We start from the raw sequence: 16,637 nt of genomic DNA on the forward strand, positions 1-16,637 counted from the left end.
TTCTTCGTGGTGACTACCAGATGCTTGCAATTCCTGATAATGCAGGGGCATGGCGTGCATAACCCGCTTCTGATACGCCGTGTGATTGGCTTGATTCGCTCAATTTCTAAACAGTGGTGGGTACGATGACGCAAGAAGTGAAATGGGCTGAAAGCCTGCGCAAAAAGCTACATGGTGGTGCTGATTCGATTGGCAATTTATTTGTAGAAACGTTTCATTACCTCGCCCTTTTCGCAATTGGATTAATCACCGTTTGGGCTGGAGTCTCTACATTTATAGGTATGCTTCAACAGCCTAAAATATCGGTTGATGATATTTTGTTGCTTTTTATCTATCTAGAATTGTTAGCCATGGCGGGTATTTATTTTAAAACTAATCACATGCCTCTGAGATTTTTGTTGTACATCGGCGTAACCGCATTGATTCGATTGTTGATAAGTGATGTTTCTCATCACAATGCGCCGGATACCGGGATTCTTTACGTGTGTGGTGGTGTATTATTGCTAGCGATTTCGATTTTGGTGGTTAGGTATTCGTCTTCAAAATACCCGTCAGTCAAAGAAAGGACAGAATAAGCTTATTAAAAATGACGGTAAGAGTTTTGAGAGGTTAGTAAAAATATCACAGGGCTAGCTCTTAATTAGGTCTTAAGAGTTTTGTTGTTGTATGTGATCTAAGTCGAGATGATGATTGGCAGATTATAGATTTTAATCTGCCAAGTTAACTAGAGGCTTGGCACGTATTTCGTGAAGCCTTGAATTATTTCCTCTCTTTGATCTGAGTTAAGCATGCGTAAAACTAGTTTTTCATAGCCGTTTTTTCCTAACTCAAATGCTGCGCATATATTTGGTAGCAAGCCTTTGTGATTGAAGTGCTTCAGGATTTCGTCAAGATTATCAGAGGTTAATAATTCTGTGTATAAATCGTGATTTTGGGTATATAGCTTCTCAATTTCGCTGGGTTCAAGCATTTTGGCTGCCATACTCTGTATATTGCTTAACCCAATCGTTTTGTTATCTATGCGGCTTAGAGAGTTTTCAAGCGCGCGGCAAGTTCGCAACGATATCTGATGCTCAATATCTCGGGACAAAAGATCTTTTGCTATTGTTAACGCCTTTTTAATCGTGTCGGCCGGGTCTAAGTGCTGATTAGCTGCGACCATTTTTAATGTAGCTTCATTCAGAAGTATATTCTCAATTTCTGCAACGTCGATGGTATGCACGCCCAGCGTTTTTAAGCCTTGTATTTCCTGATCGGTTCTATAGTCCCGGTCGATGATCCCGTATACAGTCAGGTGATGGAAGGCGGAGTTGTTTCTCATTGACTTAACCGAATCAATGACTTTCTGGCAGCCGTTTCTAGGTACAATATTATACGTCTTGAAAATTGACTGATAGATTGCATGGTCCTTGCCTCCCTTTTCCCCTTCTACAAAAATTATCGTTTTTCTAGAGCCGATTAGTTCTAATATTAGGCTTTCAGGAAGTTCTTGGTTGTCCGGCGCTAATTGCCAATTCCAAACGGACTTGCCGTCATATTCTTTGATCCAGATATTTGTGGCGCTGACTCTGGTAGAAGCGAAATTTAGGTCATGGGTAATGTAGATAAAAAGGCAGTCTGGTTTTGCTTCTTCCAGTTTGTTCCACAGTGACTGCATAATAGATGTGTGGAGGTGTATTTCTGGTTCGTCAACTATGAAAATAGACTGTGCAGGAGCAACTAAACACTGTCCCATTAAATAAAGAGCTACTTTTTCTCCGTCGCTCATTTCCTTGCCGAGATAGGTAGTGTCATCTTTGTTATTGCCGACTTTCACGGTGCCATCTATTAAGGATATTCGCCGGTGAGGAAGAATTTCGTTCCAGAGCTTCGTCAGTATTTCTATTGGAGCATCAGGTACCGGAATGTATTCCTGAAGTTTTTTAGTCTCCTCAGTGTGCAGTCTGTCTCTATCTGAACTTTTAGCAAAGAGAGTGGATAAAACTTTTCCGTAGTCATCTTGGCTTGAGGTTTCGAAGCTATTCCTCCATCTGTGGTGCAGTTTGTAGTTAAGATTAGCGTACTCGGAGTTTTCGTGCCCCCATATGAGCTCGTTCAGAGATTGTTGCGATGTTTTTACTGTCGCGAAGTCTGGTATTTCTAATGCCCTTTGAGCAGATACTCGATGGACTATAGTTTCTGCTCCTGTATTTCTCTCGATCCAAGCACCTAGCCGGCTTTTACCTGCTCCATTGGCTCCAACCATCACTACGGTGCCATTGTGTTCAACTTCAACCTTATTGCCCGAGCCATCTGGATTCGGCAAATACAACTTCGGCAGCATAAAATCGTCCTTGTGGTTTGACTGGTGGCAGAGAGTAGCGTGGCGTTTGACGCCACTTTTGCCATAGGTGACAAGCCCAAAGCGGCAGACCCGCTAGAACTTGACACTGAGGATTCTCTCGGAAAGGATGGCTCTAAGCCACTGCTGAGTTACAAATATCAGGCTGTAGGGATTGACCGTCAAGACCAACCACATGCCGGTGCGCTTCCTGATCTACGTGGCAATCACCGCGCTCACGCGTTTGCTGATCTCCAACGTGTCGCACCACACAACCCGCCGGACCTGGGCATCATCTACCTGTGCGGCGGTATTTTGCTGTTGGCGTTTGCGATCCTGGTGGTGCGCTACGCGTCGTCGGCCTTCCCTTCGGTGAAGGTCGAAAGCCCGCGTCGCAAGGGCGAGGCGAGCCTGGAGACCGAGAAGGGCGAGCTTTAAAGCCCGACGCTGAAGGGTAGGGTACGGGTGGGCGGTCGCTGCAGGAGTTTGTGGCTGTCGCCGTCCGTCATCAGTTCCAGAATTTCCACGGCGCTATGGCCCTGCTCGATGGCGATGCCGAACTGGATGCTTTGCACCAGGCGCCTGAGGCGCTGCGGGTCGTTGCGCTGTTCGGCGCTGATCATGCGCTTGGCCACCACGCCGGTCTCGTCAGAGAGGGTGAGCATGATGCTGCCGTCCAGCCGTTGGATGCTCAGGTTGACGCGGTATTGGGGGCTGAACGTGTCGGTGATGATCTGAAAAGGATTGTCCATGGTGCGTTACCGCCTGATAAGAACATGCAGTCATTGACGGCCGGTGTCGGGATTAGTTCGCATTGCCTGACCACTGACCAAATTCCGTTTTCCTCAAAAGTTCTACAGCAAGGGCCGTGCCGTACAGCGATTTACCCGGCACAGAAATCCAAATGTGGGAGCGGGCTTGCCCGCGATTGCGGTGTATCAGCCAATCAATAGTTGGCTGAATGATCGCTATCGCGGGCAAGCCCGCTCCCACATTGGATGTATGTCGTGAGCTAATTCAGGGCATTACGGAAAAAACGATCGCAGACAGCGCAATCAGCCCGATCACCACCACAAATACATTCGATGCCTGGCCTGAATACTGGCGCAAAGATGGCACTCGGCGGATGGCGTACATCGGCATCAGGAACAGCAGGCACGCGATGATCGGCCCGCCCATGGTTTCGATCATGCCCAGGATGCTCGGGTTGAAGGTGGCCACGGCCCAGCAGGTCAGCACCATGAACAACGCGGTGCAGCGTTCCAGCCATTTGGACGACATCGAACGGTTGCGCCCACGCAGGGATTTGACGATCAGCCCCTGGAAGCCTTCGCTGGCACCAATGTAGTGACCCAGGAAGGACTTGGTAATCGCCACCAGCGCGATCAACGGTGCGGCGTAGGCAATCACCGGCGTCTGGAAGTGGTTGGCCAGGTACGACAGGATCGAGATGTTCTGCGCCTTGGCAGCGGCCAGGTCAGCCGGTGACAGCGCCAGCACGCAGCTAAAGCAGAAGAACATCACGGTCAGCACCATCATGGCGTGGGCGGTGGCCAGGATGCCGCTGCTTTTGCGCTCGGCCTGGGCGCCGTAGACGCGCTTCTGGTCTACGGCAAAGGCGGAGATGATCGGCGAATGGTTGAACGAGAACACCATCACCGGGATCGCCAGCCACAGCGTTTTGAAGAACAGCGGCAGCGGCATGCCTTCGCTGGCCGAGGCGAAGAACGCGCCGTTCCAGTTGGGAATCAGGCTGAATGCCAGCAGCAGCAAGGCGGCAACGAAGGGGTACACCAGCACGCTCATGGCCTTGACGATCACGCCCTGGCCACACCGCACGATGGCCATCAGGCCGAGGATCAGCACCAGCGACAGAATCGCCCGTGGCGGCGGCGCCATGTGCAATTGGTGCTCCATGAAACTGCCCAGAGTGTTGGTCAGTGCGACGCTGTACACCAGCAGGATCGGGAAAATCGCAAAGAAGTACAGCAGGGTGATCAACTTGCCCGCGCCGACACCAAAGTGTTCCTCGACCACTTCGGTGATGTCGCCGGATTTGCCCGACAGCACAAAGCGCGTCAGCCCACGATGGGCGAAGAAGGTCATCGGAAAGGCCAGCAGTGCCAGCACGATCAGCGGCCAGAAACCGCCGACGCCGGCATTGATCGGCAGGAACAGGGTGCCTGCGCCGATGGCGGTGCCATAGAGGCCGAGCATCCAGGTGGTGTCGTGTTTGGTCCAGCCGGTGGTTACTGTGTTTTCTCTGACATCGGGATTTTCGGCAGCAGGTGTACGTACATCAGTCATCGGTATTGCCTCGTTATTATTTTTGCGCGGGCTCACGTTGGGGCGGGTAGCAGTGCTCCGATCAGCACTCCACCCAGCTGACCGCCAGGCCGCCCCGTGAAGTTTCTTTGTATTTGTCATGCATATCGGCGCCGGTATCGCGCATGGTGCGGATCACCCGGTCGAGGGAAATGAAGTGCTTGCCGTCACCGCGCAGGGCCATCTGCGTGGCGTTGATCGCCTTGACCGCCGCAATGGCATTGCGCTCGATGCACGGCACCTGCACCAGGCCACCGACCGGGTCGCAGGTCAGGCCGAGGTTGTGTTCCAGGCCAATTTCGGCGGCGTTTTCCAGTTGCTCCGGGGTGGCACCGAGGATATCGGCCAGGCCTGCGGCGGCCATGGCACAGGCCGAGCCCACTTCGCCCTGGCAGCCGACTTCGGCGCCGGAGATGGAGGCGTTTTTCTTGCAAAGGATGCCGACGGCGGCGGCGGCCAGGAAGAAATTGACTACGTCGTCGTCAGACGCGTCGGCGTTGAATTTCATGTAGTAATGCAGCACTGCTGGGATAATTCCGGCCGCGCCATTGGTCGGGGCGGTGACCATGCGCCCGCCAGCGGCGTTTTCTTCGTTGACGGCGAGGGCGAACAGGTTGACCCATTCCATCGCCGACAAGGTCGAGGTGATCACGTTGGGCTTACCGATTTCCAACAGGTTGCGATGCAACTTCGCGGCGCGACGGGGCACATCCAGGCCACCGGGCAGGATGCCTTCATCGCGCAGGCCCTGTTCCACGCACTCGCGCATCACCGACCAGATATGCAGCAGGCCGCTGCGGATCTCTTCATCGCTGCGCCACGCCCGTTCGTTGGCCATCATCAGTTCGGATACCCGCAGGCCGTGCTTGTTGCACAAGGCCAGCAGTTCTACGGCACTGGAAAAGTCGTAGGGCAATTGCACGTCGCTGGTCGGCGCAATGCCTGATGCAGCTTCGGCGGCTTCGATGATGAAACCACCGCCCACCGAGTAATAGGTTTGTTCGCTCAGCAGGCCGCTGTCGCCATAGGCGTGCAAGGACATGGCGTTGGGGTGGTACGGCAGGCTTTCGTCCAACAGCAGCAAGTCGGTGTGCCAGTTGAAAGCAATTGCCTGAGAGCCCGCCAGCAGCAATTGGCCGGACTCGCGCAGTTGCTGGATACGCGCATTGATCGAGGTGGGGTCGACGCGATCTGGCCATTCACCCATCAAGCCCATGACACAGGCGCGGTCGGTGGCATGGCCGACACCGGTGGCGGACAGCGAGCCATACAGGCGCACTTCGACGCGACGGGTTTGGCTGAGCAAATGCAGGTCGGTCAGGGCTTGGGCGAATGTCGCGGCAGCGCGCATCGGGCCGACGGTGTGGGAACTGGAAGGGCCGATGCCCACCTTGAATAGATCGAAAACACTGATAGCCATGCTAAAGCCTTACAAGCAATGGAGTAGAAATCGCTGCCATGTTTTGTAGAGCAGGCGGAATTGGCGCGATACTGAGCCTCTGGATCGGTACTGACCAACGAATTATCCTAAGACACCCTTTAGCAGGACTAAACGCTATGACTCGCCCCCTCCATGGCCAGACCTATGTCTGGCTGCATGTGTTTTCCTGCGCTGCGCGGCATCTATCGTTCACCCGCTGCGCCGAGGAACTGCACATCACGCCGGGAGCGGTGAGCCAACAAATTCGCCAGCTAGAAGAGCGCCTGGGCTTTCGACTGTTTCATCGGCGTGCGCGAGGCGTTGAACTCAGCGCCGAGGGGCAGCGCCTGGCGGCCGTGGTGGGGGAGGCTTATGGCAGCATTGATGCCGAACTGCAGCGCCTGGACGCCGGGATGATCAGCGGCACCTTGCGCCTGCGTTCGATCCCCTCGTTTCTGGGCAAGTGGCTGACCCCGCGTCTGCCACGTTTTCAGCAGCGTTTTCCGGACATTCAACTGCGCATGGTCGCCGAAGACAGCAGCATTGCCCTGCATGAAGGCGACTTTGACCTGGCCATCGACCTGAACGACGGCAGCTACCCTGGCTTGTTATCCACAGCCCTGTTGGATGAACAGATATTCCCGGTGTGCGCCCCCAGCCTGTTGCGTGGCCGCCCACCCTTGCATGGCCCGGCGGACCTGGCCCATTTCCCGCTGCTGCACGACATCACGGCCTGGCGTGGGAGTTATGAATATGCCGAATGGGAGTTTTACCTCAATGCCATCGGCTACCACGGTGCCGACGTACGGCGCGGGCACACCTTCAACCGCAATCACCTGACCATCGAAGCCGCCATCGCCGGCATGGGCGTGGCGATTGCGCGGCGCACCTTGCTGAACGATGAGCTGGAGCGCGGCACCTTGATCGTGCCGTTCGGCCTGGCCGTGCCCAACCATAAACGCTACGTGCTGCTGTATGCGCCGGGCGCGTTGAACCATCCGGGCGTGCGTGCGGTGCATGACTGGCTGGTGGAGGAAGCGGGGATTTTTCGCAGCTTGCACCCGTTGGGAGAGGGGCAATTGTGAGGAAAACAGAACGTAAGAAGTTGTAACTAACTCCCCACCCTACCAGCGTTTTTGCTCGTCGTCAGGGTTAATTTGTAATGTGGGATTTATCTTTTCAAAGGGGTTGAAATGTTTCAGCAGGTGCTCAATTGTGTAATCAAGAGGTCATGGTTTCACCACCCCGGTGTTGCAGTTTGTGACCTCTGGCGAGCTAGCTGAAATAAGGGAAGAACTATGCAAATCCAAGTCAATAGCGATAACCATATTGAAAGCAGCATCCGACTGGAGGAGTGGGTACGTACTACCATTGAGAGCACGCTCGAACGCTACGAAGAGGACCTGACCCGTGTAGAGGTCTACCTGCGAGACGAGAACGGCGACAAGCCCGGCCCTCACGATTTGAGTTGCCGCCTGGAAGCACGGCCAAAGGGCCATCAACCAGTTTCCGTGTGCCATAAAGCCGATACGCTGGAGCAAGCGATCGATGGCGCCGCAGTCAAGCTCGACCACGCACTGGAACATCTGTTTGGCAAACTGCAAGGCAAGCCGCGCGCTGCCGGTAAAAACCAGCCAATCAACAAAGTGAACGAAGACGCTTTGGAAGAGGAATTCCTGGAAAACGAAAACGCTGCCATTAACGGCTGATTTTTTCCATTCCCCCAATGAAAACGGGCCTGCATATGCAGGCCCGTTTTTCGTTCAGCGCTCGCGCCGGAAGAAATGCCGGCTCAGCAGCGCCAGCCCGCAGGCGCCCAACCCCGCAAACAGCATGGCCCAGCCGGCGCCGCTGCGCAGTGCTGTTTGCGCATCTTGAACGGTCAGCCCCGGCGCATCCAGCTTGCCGGCGGCAATATGCTGGCTGAGGTTTGCCCACTCTAGTGCCGTGCTGTCAGGCAGCACATGGGCCAGGTTGTGGCTGATCCCCAACAACAACACAAGGCCCATCAGCGCGATATTGAGCGCCAGGGTGATCAGCCGTGCGCTGAAGTCAATGCCCGAGGCCATGCCTGCACGGTCATTCGAGACGGCGCCGGTGGTGGTGTTGGTGGTCGGCGAATTGGTCAACGCCAGTCCGATACCGGCGATCACGCAACTGAACAGCACCAGCGCCGTGCTGGGTTGTTCGGCGTAATTAACGGCGGCCATTCCCATGAACCCTGCGCCCATTACCCCCAGGCCCAGGGGAATGATGCGTTCGGCGCCAAAGCGCAGGGCCAGGCGTTCGGCCAGCGGCGGTACCAGCAAAGTCGGCAAGGTGTAGGCGAGCAAGGCGGCGCCCGTGGTCAGCGTGTCGTAACCCAGGCCCGCCTGGAAGTACAACGGCAGGTAAATCATGAACGGCCAGAAGCTGAAGTTCATGCCGATTGAGCCCATCAACGCGCCATTGAAACGTTGGATGCGGAACACCGAGAAGTCGAACATCGGATGGGCGCTGCGCCGCTCAATCAAGATAAACAGCAGCAGCCCGAAGACCGACAGGCCAGCCCAGCCGAGCATCGCCGGGGCGCCAAAGCCGATTTCGCTGCCCTGGGTGATGAAATAAACCAGCGCGAACACCGTGAGTGTCATGGTCAGCATGCCGGCGATGTCGAGGCGATGGTTGGCCGGGTCGCGGGATTCCTGCACGCTGATGTGCAACAACGCCAAGGTGAACAGGGTCAGCGGTACATGCACCAGGAACACCCAGCGCCAGTCCGCCACGGCCAGGATCATGGCTCCCACCATCGGTCCGAAACCCAGGCCCACGCCAGCGATCACGCCCCATATCGCAAAGGCCCGCGCACGCGCCGCCGGTTCGCGGAACTGATGGGACAAGATCGCAAATTGGCAAATCATCATGGCCCCGGCGCCAATGCCCTGGACGAAACGCGCCGCGATCAGTGTCGGCGCATCGTTGGCCAAGCCACAGGCCAGCGAGGCCAGGGCGAACAGCCACAGACACACCACCAGCACACGCCGACGACCGAAGCGATCCGCCAAGGTCCCCGCCGCCATCAGCACGCTGGTGCAGGCCAGGGTGTAGGCATTCATGATCCATTGGGCGTCTTGAAAACCCGTGCCCAGTTCCTGTTCCAGCGTCGGCAGGATGACCGGCACGCTGGAGATTTCCAGGCCGAACATCAGGGCCACCAGGCAGACGGCGGTGAGGGCCAGGCCGTTCCTGGCGGTGCGCGGGGGAGTGAGGGCCGAGAGTGCGGCGGCGCGGGGCATACGAGATTCCTTTCGAAAGCGGGAGGGGTTATTCTCTCGGGAATCAGGTTCTTTATTGGAGATAATTTTTCCGTGAATAAGGGAATACAGGGCGACAATTAAACATGGCTACCCCACGTTTTGATGGTGTCGAACTCTTTCTGCAGATTGTTGAAAGCGGCAACCTCACCGAAGCCGCCGAACGCCTGAACCTCACGCGTTCTGCGGTAGGCAAGGGCCTGGCGCGCCTGGAGGCACGCCTGGGTACTTGCCTGTTACAGCGTTCCACCCGGCGCCAGCGGTTGACCGAGGACGGGCAGGCGTACTACGAGCATTGCCTGCGCGCATTGGCAGAGCTGGAGGCCGCCGAGTCCGTGCTGGAAAGCGGCCGCCAGCAACCTCGTGGGCGTTTGAGAGTGAGCGTGCCCCTGGCGTTTGGGCATCACTATGCCGCGCCAGCGTTGTGGGCCTTGCTGGATCGTTATCCGGAACTGGAAATCGACCTTTGTTTTTCCGACCGCATGATCGACTTGGTGCAGGAGGGCTTCGATATGGCCGTGCGCATCGGCCCGTTGCCCGACACCGACCGCCTGAGTGCACGGCGCCTGGGTCAGCAGGTCATGGGGCTGGCAGCGTCGCCTGCGTATTTGCAGCGCAAGGGTGCTATTGGCAGTATCGAAGACCTGGCCGCTCATCGTGGCATTGCCTACCGCAGCAACACCGCGCAGCGCTCGCGCTTGGCTTCGCCGTTGATCGTGGACGACCTCCAGGCGGTAGCCGATGCCGCCATCGCGGGCGTAGGCCTGGCCTGGTTGCCGAGTTGGTTGATTGCCCACTATGCGCTGCGCGGTCAGTTGCAGGCCGTGCTGCCCAGCTACCGTGAGCAACCTGCGCCGATCCATGTGATCTGGCCGACGGCGGCGCATATGCCGGCCAAGACGCGGTGTGCCATTGACGCGTTAGTGGCGGCCACCCCCAGTTGCCTGGCGGGTAGTTAGCCCCATTCAATCCTAAACACACCGAGAATCAACTGTGGGAGGGGGCAAGCCCCCTCCCACAGTGGGATGTGTTGCAGTCTGCAGATTGCAGTCAGAACGCGATAGAAGTCTGCACATACACCGTACGCGGCTCACCCACATACTTGCCCTTGTTGTTGTCGTCGAACGAGCGGGTGTAGTACTGCTTGTTGAAGATGTTCTTCACCCCCACCGCCACATTCAAATCCGACAACTGCGGGCCGAAGTCATAGGCTGCGCGGCTGCTGAACAGCATGTAGCCGGGGATGCGTCCATTGGCACCATCGGCGCTTTCGGCCTGGGTGTTGGCGTTGTCGGCGAACTGGCTACTCTGGTAGCTGCTGTCCACATTCAGCTTCCAAGGGCCTTCGGTGTAACCCACGCCGAGGGTGCCTTTGTGCTTGGAGGAGAAGGGCACGCGGTTGCCTTTGTTGGGGCCGTCTTCGCGGATGGTCGCGTCTACATAGGCGTAGGTGGCGTAGACATCAAACCCCGCCAGCGCCGGGCTCAGGCCGTCGAGGGCGTAGTTGATGCTCGACTCGATGCCCTGGTGACGCGTTTCACCGCGTGCGATCACGGTGTCGTTGGTCTGGTTGCTGTCGTACTGGTTGTCGAAATTGATCAGGAACGCACCGATTTCCGCGCGCAGGTTGCCGTTGTCATAACGCGTGCCGAGTTCCCAGGTGCGGGCTTTTTCCGGTTTCACTTCGCCACTGTTCACACGGTTGGGCATCTGGCTGTACTGCACGCTGCCGAACGAGCCTTCGGTGTTGGCATAAAGGTTCCAGTCGTCGGTGAGGTGGTAGAGCACGTTCAACGCTGGCAGTGCGGTGTTGTAGTCGCCCTTGTATTTGACGTTGCTCAGGTTGTTGGTCTGCTGGGACTCGATCATCTCGTAGCGAATGCCTGGGGTGATGGTCCACTTGCCGATGTCGATGCGGTCGTCGATGAAGAACGCATTGGCTTCGGTGCCGCCGCGCGTGTCGCGGTCGTTGCGGCTGTTGGTGGTGGGGATTTGCTGGTTGGCGGCAATCGGCGTGCGGTAGCGCAGCTCGTGGCCGGCTTCATTGATGTAGCGGTAGCCCACACCCACTTCATGGCTGGTGGGGCCGAGGTCGAAGCCCTGGGCGAAGCGCGTTTCCAGGCCACGTACCCAATATTCCCGTGGGGACAGCGACAGGAAGCTGCCTTGGTCCAGGTAGCCGCTGCGCAGGGTCTTGGTGAAGAAACTGTTGACCGTGAATTCGCGGCGGTCCTGCTCGTAGCGATAGCCGACGTTGAACATCGTGCGTCGGCCCCAGAACTTGTCGTAGGGGCGGGTGGACTGGTACGGATCAGCCTTGTAGTCCTTGACGTTCAAACCGCCCGGCATGTCGGCCTGGCCTTCGTAGTACTGCGCCATGGCGTTGAAGCTGTTGGCGTCGTCCAACTGGTATTTGCCCTTGAGGATCAGGTCGTCGATGCGCGTGTTGCTGTTTTCGCGCCAGTCACCGCCGCGGGTGCCGGAGTACAGCAGCGCGCCGCCCAAGCCATTGTCGGCGGTGCCGCCGGCCAGCAGGTTGCCGGTGGTCTTGAAGCCGTCGTGGCTGGAGGAGGGGCTGGTCTCGGTCTGCAAGCCACCCTTGACCGTCGGCGCATCCGGGATGGCACGGGTGACGAAGTTGACAATGCCGCCCACGTTTTGCGGGCCATAGCGCACCGCACCGCCGCCACGTACTACATCCACCGCGTCCATATTGCCCATGCTGATCGGCGCGAAGGAGAGTTGCGGCTGGCCGTAAGGCGCGAAGGGCACCGGGATGCCATCCATCAGCACCGTAGAGCGCGACGCCAGGCGCGGGTTGAGCCCGCGAATGCCGAAGTTCAGCGCCATGTCGTGGCTACCGGTGCCGTTGTTGTCCGGGGCGTTGACGCCAGGGATGCGGTTGAGCACATCGCGGGCCTGGGTGGCGCCCTGGCGTTCGAATTCTTCGCGGCGGATCACATCACGGGCGCCGGGGTGCTCGAACACATTGGTTTGCGCCGCGTCACCGAGCCAGTCGCCGACCACGTTGGATGTCTGCAACTCCAGGGTGGCGGGGGCGCCGGCCGGTTGCAGGCTGTAGGCGTTATCACCCTCGGCGCGGGCTTGCAGGCCGGTGCCTTCCAGCAGTTTTTGCAAGCCCTCGGCAGCGCTGTAATTGCCCGACAGCCCCGGGCTTTGCATACCGACTGTCACTGCGGAGCCGAAGGACACCAGTACGCCGGCTTCACGACCGAATTGATTCAGAGCCGCTTCCAGGGTGGTCGGTGCAATGTGGTACGCCTTGGCGTCGGCTGCCATCACCGCCGGCAGTGCGGTCAGGCTGAGGCTGGCGCCGAGCAGGAGTTGGCGCAGTGTACGGGCGAGAAGCGTCGGGTGCTGGGGCATGAAGGGCGGTCCTGAGAAGGAAGGATCAAGGTGGCTTTCCTTCTCTGTCACGCCAGGTGCGGAAAACGGCTCACACAAAAGTAAAATAAATTCAGACCCGTGCCTGCACGGTCACCCAATAACGGGTAAAGCGCCGCACTTTCACCGGCAGGCTGATCTCCAGCAGGTCGAGGATGCGTTCGCTGTCATCCAGTGGGTAACTGCCGGACAGCAGCAGGTTGGCGACTTGTGGATCGCAATGGAGCTGGCCGCGACGGTAGCGTCCCAATTCATTGAGGAAGTCTTCCAGGCGCATGTGTGCGGCCACCAGCATGCCGTCGGCCCAGGCGCCGCTGTTGGCGTCGGTAGGGCGCGGGGTGTCCCAGCCTTTGCGGGTGAAATTGACCTGGTGCGCGGCGTCGACGCTCAGCGGCAGGCCGTTGTAGCGGTTGGGCATCACCTCGACCTGGCCGGCCAGTACCGCCAGTTGGGTGTGGTCGTTGAACTGGCGCACAGTCAAGCGCGCTGCCTGGCTGCTGAGCAGGCCCTGGCCGGTCAGCACGTGCAACGGCGTCTGGCCTGCCCGGGCGGTGAGCAGGATTTCACCTTCAAGCAGGCGCACCAGGCGCTGTTGGCCGTCGAAATGCACATCCACCGCGCTGCCGGTGTTGAGCTGCAACTGGCTGCCGTCGGCCAGCTGTACTGTGCGGCGCTGGCCCACCGGGCTGCGATAGTCAGCCGTCAGCGGCGGCAGAATATGTTGCTGGCGCAGGCTCCAGGCGGCGGCCGAACCGGCACCCAGAATCAACAGCAATTTAAGCGCCTGACGCCGGCTGCTGGAGGTGGGCGCGTTCAACGCCGCGTGGGCCAGGGGCGAGGGCACGCCGCGCAGGCGTTGGTTGACGCGCTGGATCTGCTCCCACGCGCGTTGGTGTTCGCTGTGGGCATTCAACCATTGCTGCCAGGCCGCCTGCTGCCGTGGGTTGAGCGCGCCTTGCTGCATTTCCAGCAACCAGTGCACGGCTTGTTCGGCGACTTGGCTGGAGACGTTCATAGGGCGAAGTAGCAGCGCATGGCCGCTTTGGTCAGATGGCGTTTGACCGTGGCGATGGAGATGCCCAGTTGCGCGCCGATTTGCGCGTAGGTCAGGCCGTCGAGTTGGGCCAGCAGGAAGGCGCGTTTGACCTGCTTGGGCAAGCCGTCGAGCAGTTGGTCCAGTTCCAGCAGGGTCTGCAGGATGATTGCGCGGTCTTCTTCCGACGGCGCCACGTGTTCGGGCATCTGCGCCAAGGCCTCGAGGTAGGCGCGCTCCAGGTCCTGGCGGCGGTAGAAGTTGAACAGCACACGCTTGGCCACGGTGGTGAGGAAGGCGCGCGGCTCGATCAGCGTTGGCGCTTCCCGGGCACTGAGCACGCGGATAAAGGTGTCCTGAACCAGGTCGGCGGCGTTTTCCGGGCAGCCGAGCTTGCGTCGCAACCAGCCGGTGAGCCAGTGGTGATGGTCGTTGTACAACACTTCGACGGGGTTGGACGGCTGCAACGCGATCACTCCACAAGCATTCGACATGCTTTAGAGAACAAGAATTGTTCGCATTGTAGGGCGCATGACAAGGTTCGGCAATCGGCCAAGGCAGGTGATTCATCCGTTCTCTTTTGCTTATGAGAATATTTATCATTAATATTGCGCGCTGATGAACCAGGCGCCTGCCGCATGAAAAGCAAAACCTCATCGCCCGTGTCCTACCGCCTCGCCGTCACCTCGCGCGTGCTGGCGGCGGTGATTGGCGGTTACCTGATGGCTTCCCTGGCCGCCATTTGCCTGGCGCTCTGGCTGCCCACCTCCCGTGCCGATGCGGTGGTCACCGGCATGATGAGTTCCTTTGTGTTCTACCTGCTGGCGGTGCTCTGGTGTTTTGCCTGCCGCACGGCGTGGCGCGCCTGGGCAGGGGTGATGGTGCCGAGCGCACTCTTGGCCACCCTGGCCGGCATCGGTTTTTGGATGGCTCGCACATGAAAGAGGGCTTTCGCCAGGCCATGGCCTGGCTGCACACCTGGGCAGGCTTGATCTTCGGCTGGCTGCTGTTCGCGATTTTCCTGACCGGCACCCTGGCCTATTTCAAAGATGAAATAACCCACTGGATGCAGCCCGAAGTGCAGGCCCATCCCCTGGACGATGGGCGCAGTCTCGCCGTCGCGCAAAACTATCTGCAACAGCAGGCGCCTACCGCCGCACGCTGGTTCATTACCTTGCCGAACCGCCGCGACCCCGGCTTGTCGGTGATGTGGCAAGACAAGGTCGAGCCCGGCAAGCGCGGTACTTTCATCCAGAAAGTCCTCGACCCCGTCACCGGCCAGCCGGTGCAGGCCCGGGAAAGCAAGGGCGGCGAGTTCTTCTATCGCTTCCACTTCCAACTGCAAATGCCTTACCCGTGGGGCCGCTGGCTGTCGACCATCGCTGCCATGGTGATGTTCGTCGCGCTGATCACGGGCATCATCACCCACAAGAAAATCTTCAAGGACTTCTTCACCTTCCGACCGCGCAAAGGCCAGCGCTCCTGGCTGGACGGGCATAACGCGGTGGGTGTGCTGGTGCTGCCATTTCACCTGATGATCACCTACAGCAGCCTGGTGATTTTCATGAGCATGGTCATGCCTGCGCCCATCGTGGCGTCCTACGGTGAAGACAGCCGGGCGTTTTTCAGTGAGCTGTTCCCCGCTACTGACAATGCGCCGGCCCTCGGCCAGCCGGGCAAACTGCTGCCGTTGATGCCGATGTACCAGCAGGCGCGGGAACAGTGGGCCGGCGGGCATGTGGGCCGTGTGGCGGTCAACAACCCCGGCGATGTCAACGCCTCGGTCAATGTGTTCCGCGCCGGCTCCGACAGCGTAGTGCATGCGTCGGGCAGTACGTTGTCGTTTAGCGGCACCACTGGCGAGCTGTTGCGGGCCAGTGCCGAGCCATCGTTGCCAGCGGTCGTTGGTGGCAGTTTCTACGGTTTGCACATGGGCCATTTCGCCGGTCCGGCGCTGCGCTGGCTGTACTTTATCTGCGGCCTGGCGGGCACGGCGATGATCGGCACAGGCTTGGTGATCTGGCTGGGTAAACGCCAGCTCAAACACGCCAAGGCCTCGGTGATGCCCTTTGAACTGCGTTTGGTGGAGGTGCTGAATATCGCCAGCATGTCCGGATTGATGATCGCCATTGCAGCGTTTTTCTGGGCCAACCGCCTGTTGCCGGTGAGCTTCACCGAGCGTTCGGACTGGGAAGTGCAGGCGTTCTTTATCGCCTGGGGCCTGAGCCTGTTGCACGCCTTGCTGCGGAGCGGTCGCCAGGGCTGGGTCGAGCAACTGAGGCTCGGTGCGCTATTGTTTGCCGCCATTCCATTGCTTAACGCCATCACCACCTCGCACCACTTGGGCGTATCCGTGCCAAGTGGCGACTGGGCCATGGCCGGCTTCGACCTCACCTGCCTGGCGAGTGGCGTGTTCCTCGCCTGGGCAGCCTGGAAGATGCACCACCGCAGCGCGCCGCTACCCAAGGCTGAGCGTGCCCGCGGGTTAACACTCAAGCAGCAGGCCAACTGATGCTTCTGGCGCTATTGATGTGCTACGCCGGGTTCATGGCACTGTGCTTGTCCACCGACCGTCACCACGGCGAACTGCTGCACAGCAAACCCACGCCCATTCGGCGCTTGGGGTTGCGGGTGGGCGGTTGGTTGCTGCTGGGCGTGTCGATCTGGCCGTCGGTGCTGGGCGCCGGTTGGAGTCAGGGCCTGGTGGAGTGGTGCGCGGTGTTGATGCTCAGCGCCTTGCTACTGGTGTTGCTGTTGCCGTATCGGCCGAGGCTGGCCTTGAGCCTCGCGGGGCTCGCTCTTTTGGCCAGCCCTGTTGCGGCGTTCGCCCTCTCTTGAGCC

The 16,637-nt window shown here is 58.7% G+C and carries 15 protein-coding genes and 1 pseudogene; 8 read left to right on the plus strand and 8 right to left on the minus strand.

The features are described from left to right. Positions 1-125: 125 nt before the first annotated feature. Positions 126-575 (plus strand): phosphate-starvation-inducible protein PsiE, encoded by a 450-nt coding sequence (locus tag CLM72_RS05600; RefSeq protein WP_105225855.1) that lies wholly within the window; start codon positions 126-128, stop codon positions 573-575. 149 nt (positions 576-724) lie between these two features. Here the strand turns inward: CLM72_RS05600 and CLM72_RS05605 are convergent, their stop codons facing one another. Beyond that, a complete protein-coding gene (locus CLM72_RS05605; protein WP_105225856.1) occupies positions 725-2,323 on the minus strand; it encodes a DUF4435 domain-containing protein in 1,599 nt (532 codons plus the stop codon). Between the two features lie 169 nt (positions 2,324-2,492). On the opposite strand from CLM72_RS05605, the pseudogene CLM72_RS05610 reads away from it, so the two are divergent. Continuing rightward, positions 2,493-2,758 (plus strand): annotated as a pseudogene (locus tag CLM72_RS05610) (phosphate-starvation-inducible PsiE family protein); the annotation flags it as partial. Here the strand turns inward: CLM72_RS05610 and CLM72_RS05615 are convergent. The 3 genes from CLM72_RS05615 to CLM72_RS05625 form a co-directional block, all read right to left on the minus strand. Further along, positions 2,755-3,072 carry a DUF3509 domain-containing protein gene (locus CLM72_RS05615; protein ID WP_105225857.1) on the minus strand — a complete coding sequence of 106 codons (318 nt, stop codon included), beginning with the start codon at positions 3,070-3,072 and terminating at the stop codon, positions 2,755-2,757. The pseudogene CLM72_RS05610 and the gene CLM72_RS05615 sit on opposite strands and share 4 nt — an antisense overlap. A 265-nt stretch (positions 3,073-3,337) precedes the next feature. Continuing rightward, the gene (locus CLM72_RS05620; protein ID WP_105225858.1) at positions 3,338-4,627 is read right to left on the minus strand and encodes a serine/threonine transporter; all 1,290 of its coding nucleotides are present in this window, start codon (positions 4,625-4,627) and stop codon (positions 3,338-3,340) included. 61 nt (positions 4,628-4,688) lie between these two features. Further along, positions 4,689-6,065: an L-serine ammonia-lyase gene (locus CLM72_RS05625; RefSeq protein ID WP_034128672.1), complete on the minus strand. Its 1,377-nt coding sequence runs from the start codon at positions 6,063-6,065 to the stop codon at positions 4,689-4,691. A gap of 137 nt (positions 6,066-6,202) precedes the next feature. On the opposite strand from CLM72_RS05625, the gene CLM72_RS05630 reads away from it, so the two are divergent. Continuing rightward, positions 6,203-7,150 (plus strand): LysR substrate-binding domain-containing protein, encoded by a 948-nt coding sequence (locus CLM72_RS05630; RefSeq protein ID WP_054897740.1) that lies wholly within the window; start codon positions 6,203-6,205, stop codon positions 7,148-7,150. A gap of 213 nt (positions 7,151-7,363) precedes the next feature. Next, on the plus strand, positions 7,364-7,774 hold the full coding sequence (locus CLM72_RS05635) for an HPF/RaiA family ribosome-associated protein (RefSeq protein WP_003188815.1): 411 nt from the start codon (positions 7,364-7,366) through the stop codon (positions 7,772-7,774). A 54-nt stretch (positions 7,775-7,828) separates the two neighbouring features. On the opposite strand, the gene CLM72_RS05640 is transcribed toward CLM72_RS05635, so the two are convergent. Then, positions 7,829-9,340 carry an MFS transporter gene (locus CLM72_RS05640; RefSeq protein WP_105225859.1) on the minus strand — a complete coding sequence of 504 codons (1,512 nt, stop codon included), beginning with the start codon at positions 9,338-9,340 and terminating at the stop codon, positions 7,829-7,831. Positions 9,341-9,444: 104 nt separating this feature from the next. Here CLM72_RS05640 and CLM72_RS05645 point away from each other — a divergent pair, with 104 nt between their 5' ends. After that, entirely contained in the window at positions 9,445-10,317 is an 873-nt protein-coding gene (locus CLM72_RS05645; protein WP_054897742.1) for a LysR family transcriptional regulator, read from the plus strand. Between the two features lie 91 nt (positions 10,318-10,408). Here CLM72_RS05645 and fecA read toward each other — a convergent pair whose 3' ends face one another. The 3 genes from fecA to CLM72_RS05660 all read right to left on the minus strand — a co-directional run bounded on the left by fecA (position 10,409) and on the right by CLM72_RS05660 (position 14,263). After that, on the minus strand, positions 10,409-12,745 hold the full coding sequence (gene fecA / locus CLM72_RS05650; protein ID WP_105225860.1) for a TonB-dependent Fe(3+) dicitrate receptor FecA: 2,337 nt from the start codon (positions 12,743-12,745) through the stop codon (positions 10,409-10,411). 91 nt (positions 12,746-12,836) lie between these two features. Further along, a complete protein-coding gene (locus tag CLM72_RS05655; RefSeq protein ID WP_105225861.1) occupies positions 12,837-13,778 on the minus strand; it encodes a FecR domain-containing protein in 942 nt (313 codons plus the stop codon). Further along, on the minus strand, positions 13,775-14,263 hold the full coding sequence (locus CLM72_RS05660) for a sigma-70 family RNA polymerase sigma factor (RefSeq protein WP_105229085.1): 489 nt from the start codon (positions 14,261-14,263) through the stop codon (positions 13,775-13,777). The genes CLM72_RS05655 and CLM72_RS05660 overlap by 4 nt, the downstream gene beginning before the upstream one ends. Before the next feature lie 171 nt (positions 14,264-14,434). Between CLM72_RS05660 and CLM72_RS05665 the strand changes: the two genes are divergently transcribed. Genes CLM72_RS05665 through CLM72_RS05675 form a run of 3 tightly spaced genes read left to right on the plus strand, consistent with a single transcriptional unit; the run spans position 14,435 to position 16,634 of the window. Beyond that, complete coding sequence (locus tag CLM72_RS05665) at positions 14,435-14,737, plus strand: DUF3649 domain-containing protein (protein WP_105225862.1); 303 nt, start codon at positions 14,435-14,437, stop codon at positions 14,735-14,737. Continuing rightward, positions 14,734-16,308, plus strand: a complete 1,575-nt coding sequence (locus tag CLM72_RS05670) for a PepSY domain-containing protein (protein WP_105225863.1) — start codon at positions 14,734-14,736, stop codon at positions 16,306-16,308. The genes CLM72_RS05665 and CLM72_RS05670 overlap by 4 nt, the downstream gene beginning before the upstream one ends. Next, positions 16,308-16,634: a DUF3325 domain-containing protein gene (locus tag CLM72_RS05675; protein WP_105225864.1), complete on the plus strand. Its 327-nt coding sequence runs from the start codon at positions 16,308-16,310 to the stop codon at positions 16,632-16,634. Before CLM72_RS05670 ends, CLM72_RS05675 begins: the two co-directional genes overlap by 1 nt. The last annotated feature ends 3 nt before the right edge of the window (positions 16,635-16,637 follow it).

Origin of the sequence: Pseudomonas sp. MYb193 (assembly GCF_002966775.1) — a bacterium.
Taxonomy (GTDB): Bacteria; Pseudomonadota; Gammaproteobacteria; order Pseudomonadales; family Pseudomonadaceae; genus Aquipseudomonas; species Aquipseudomonas paracarnis.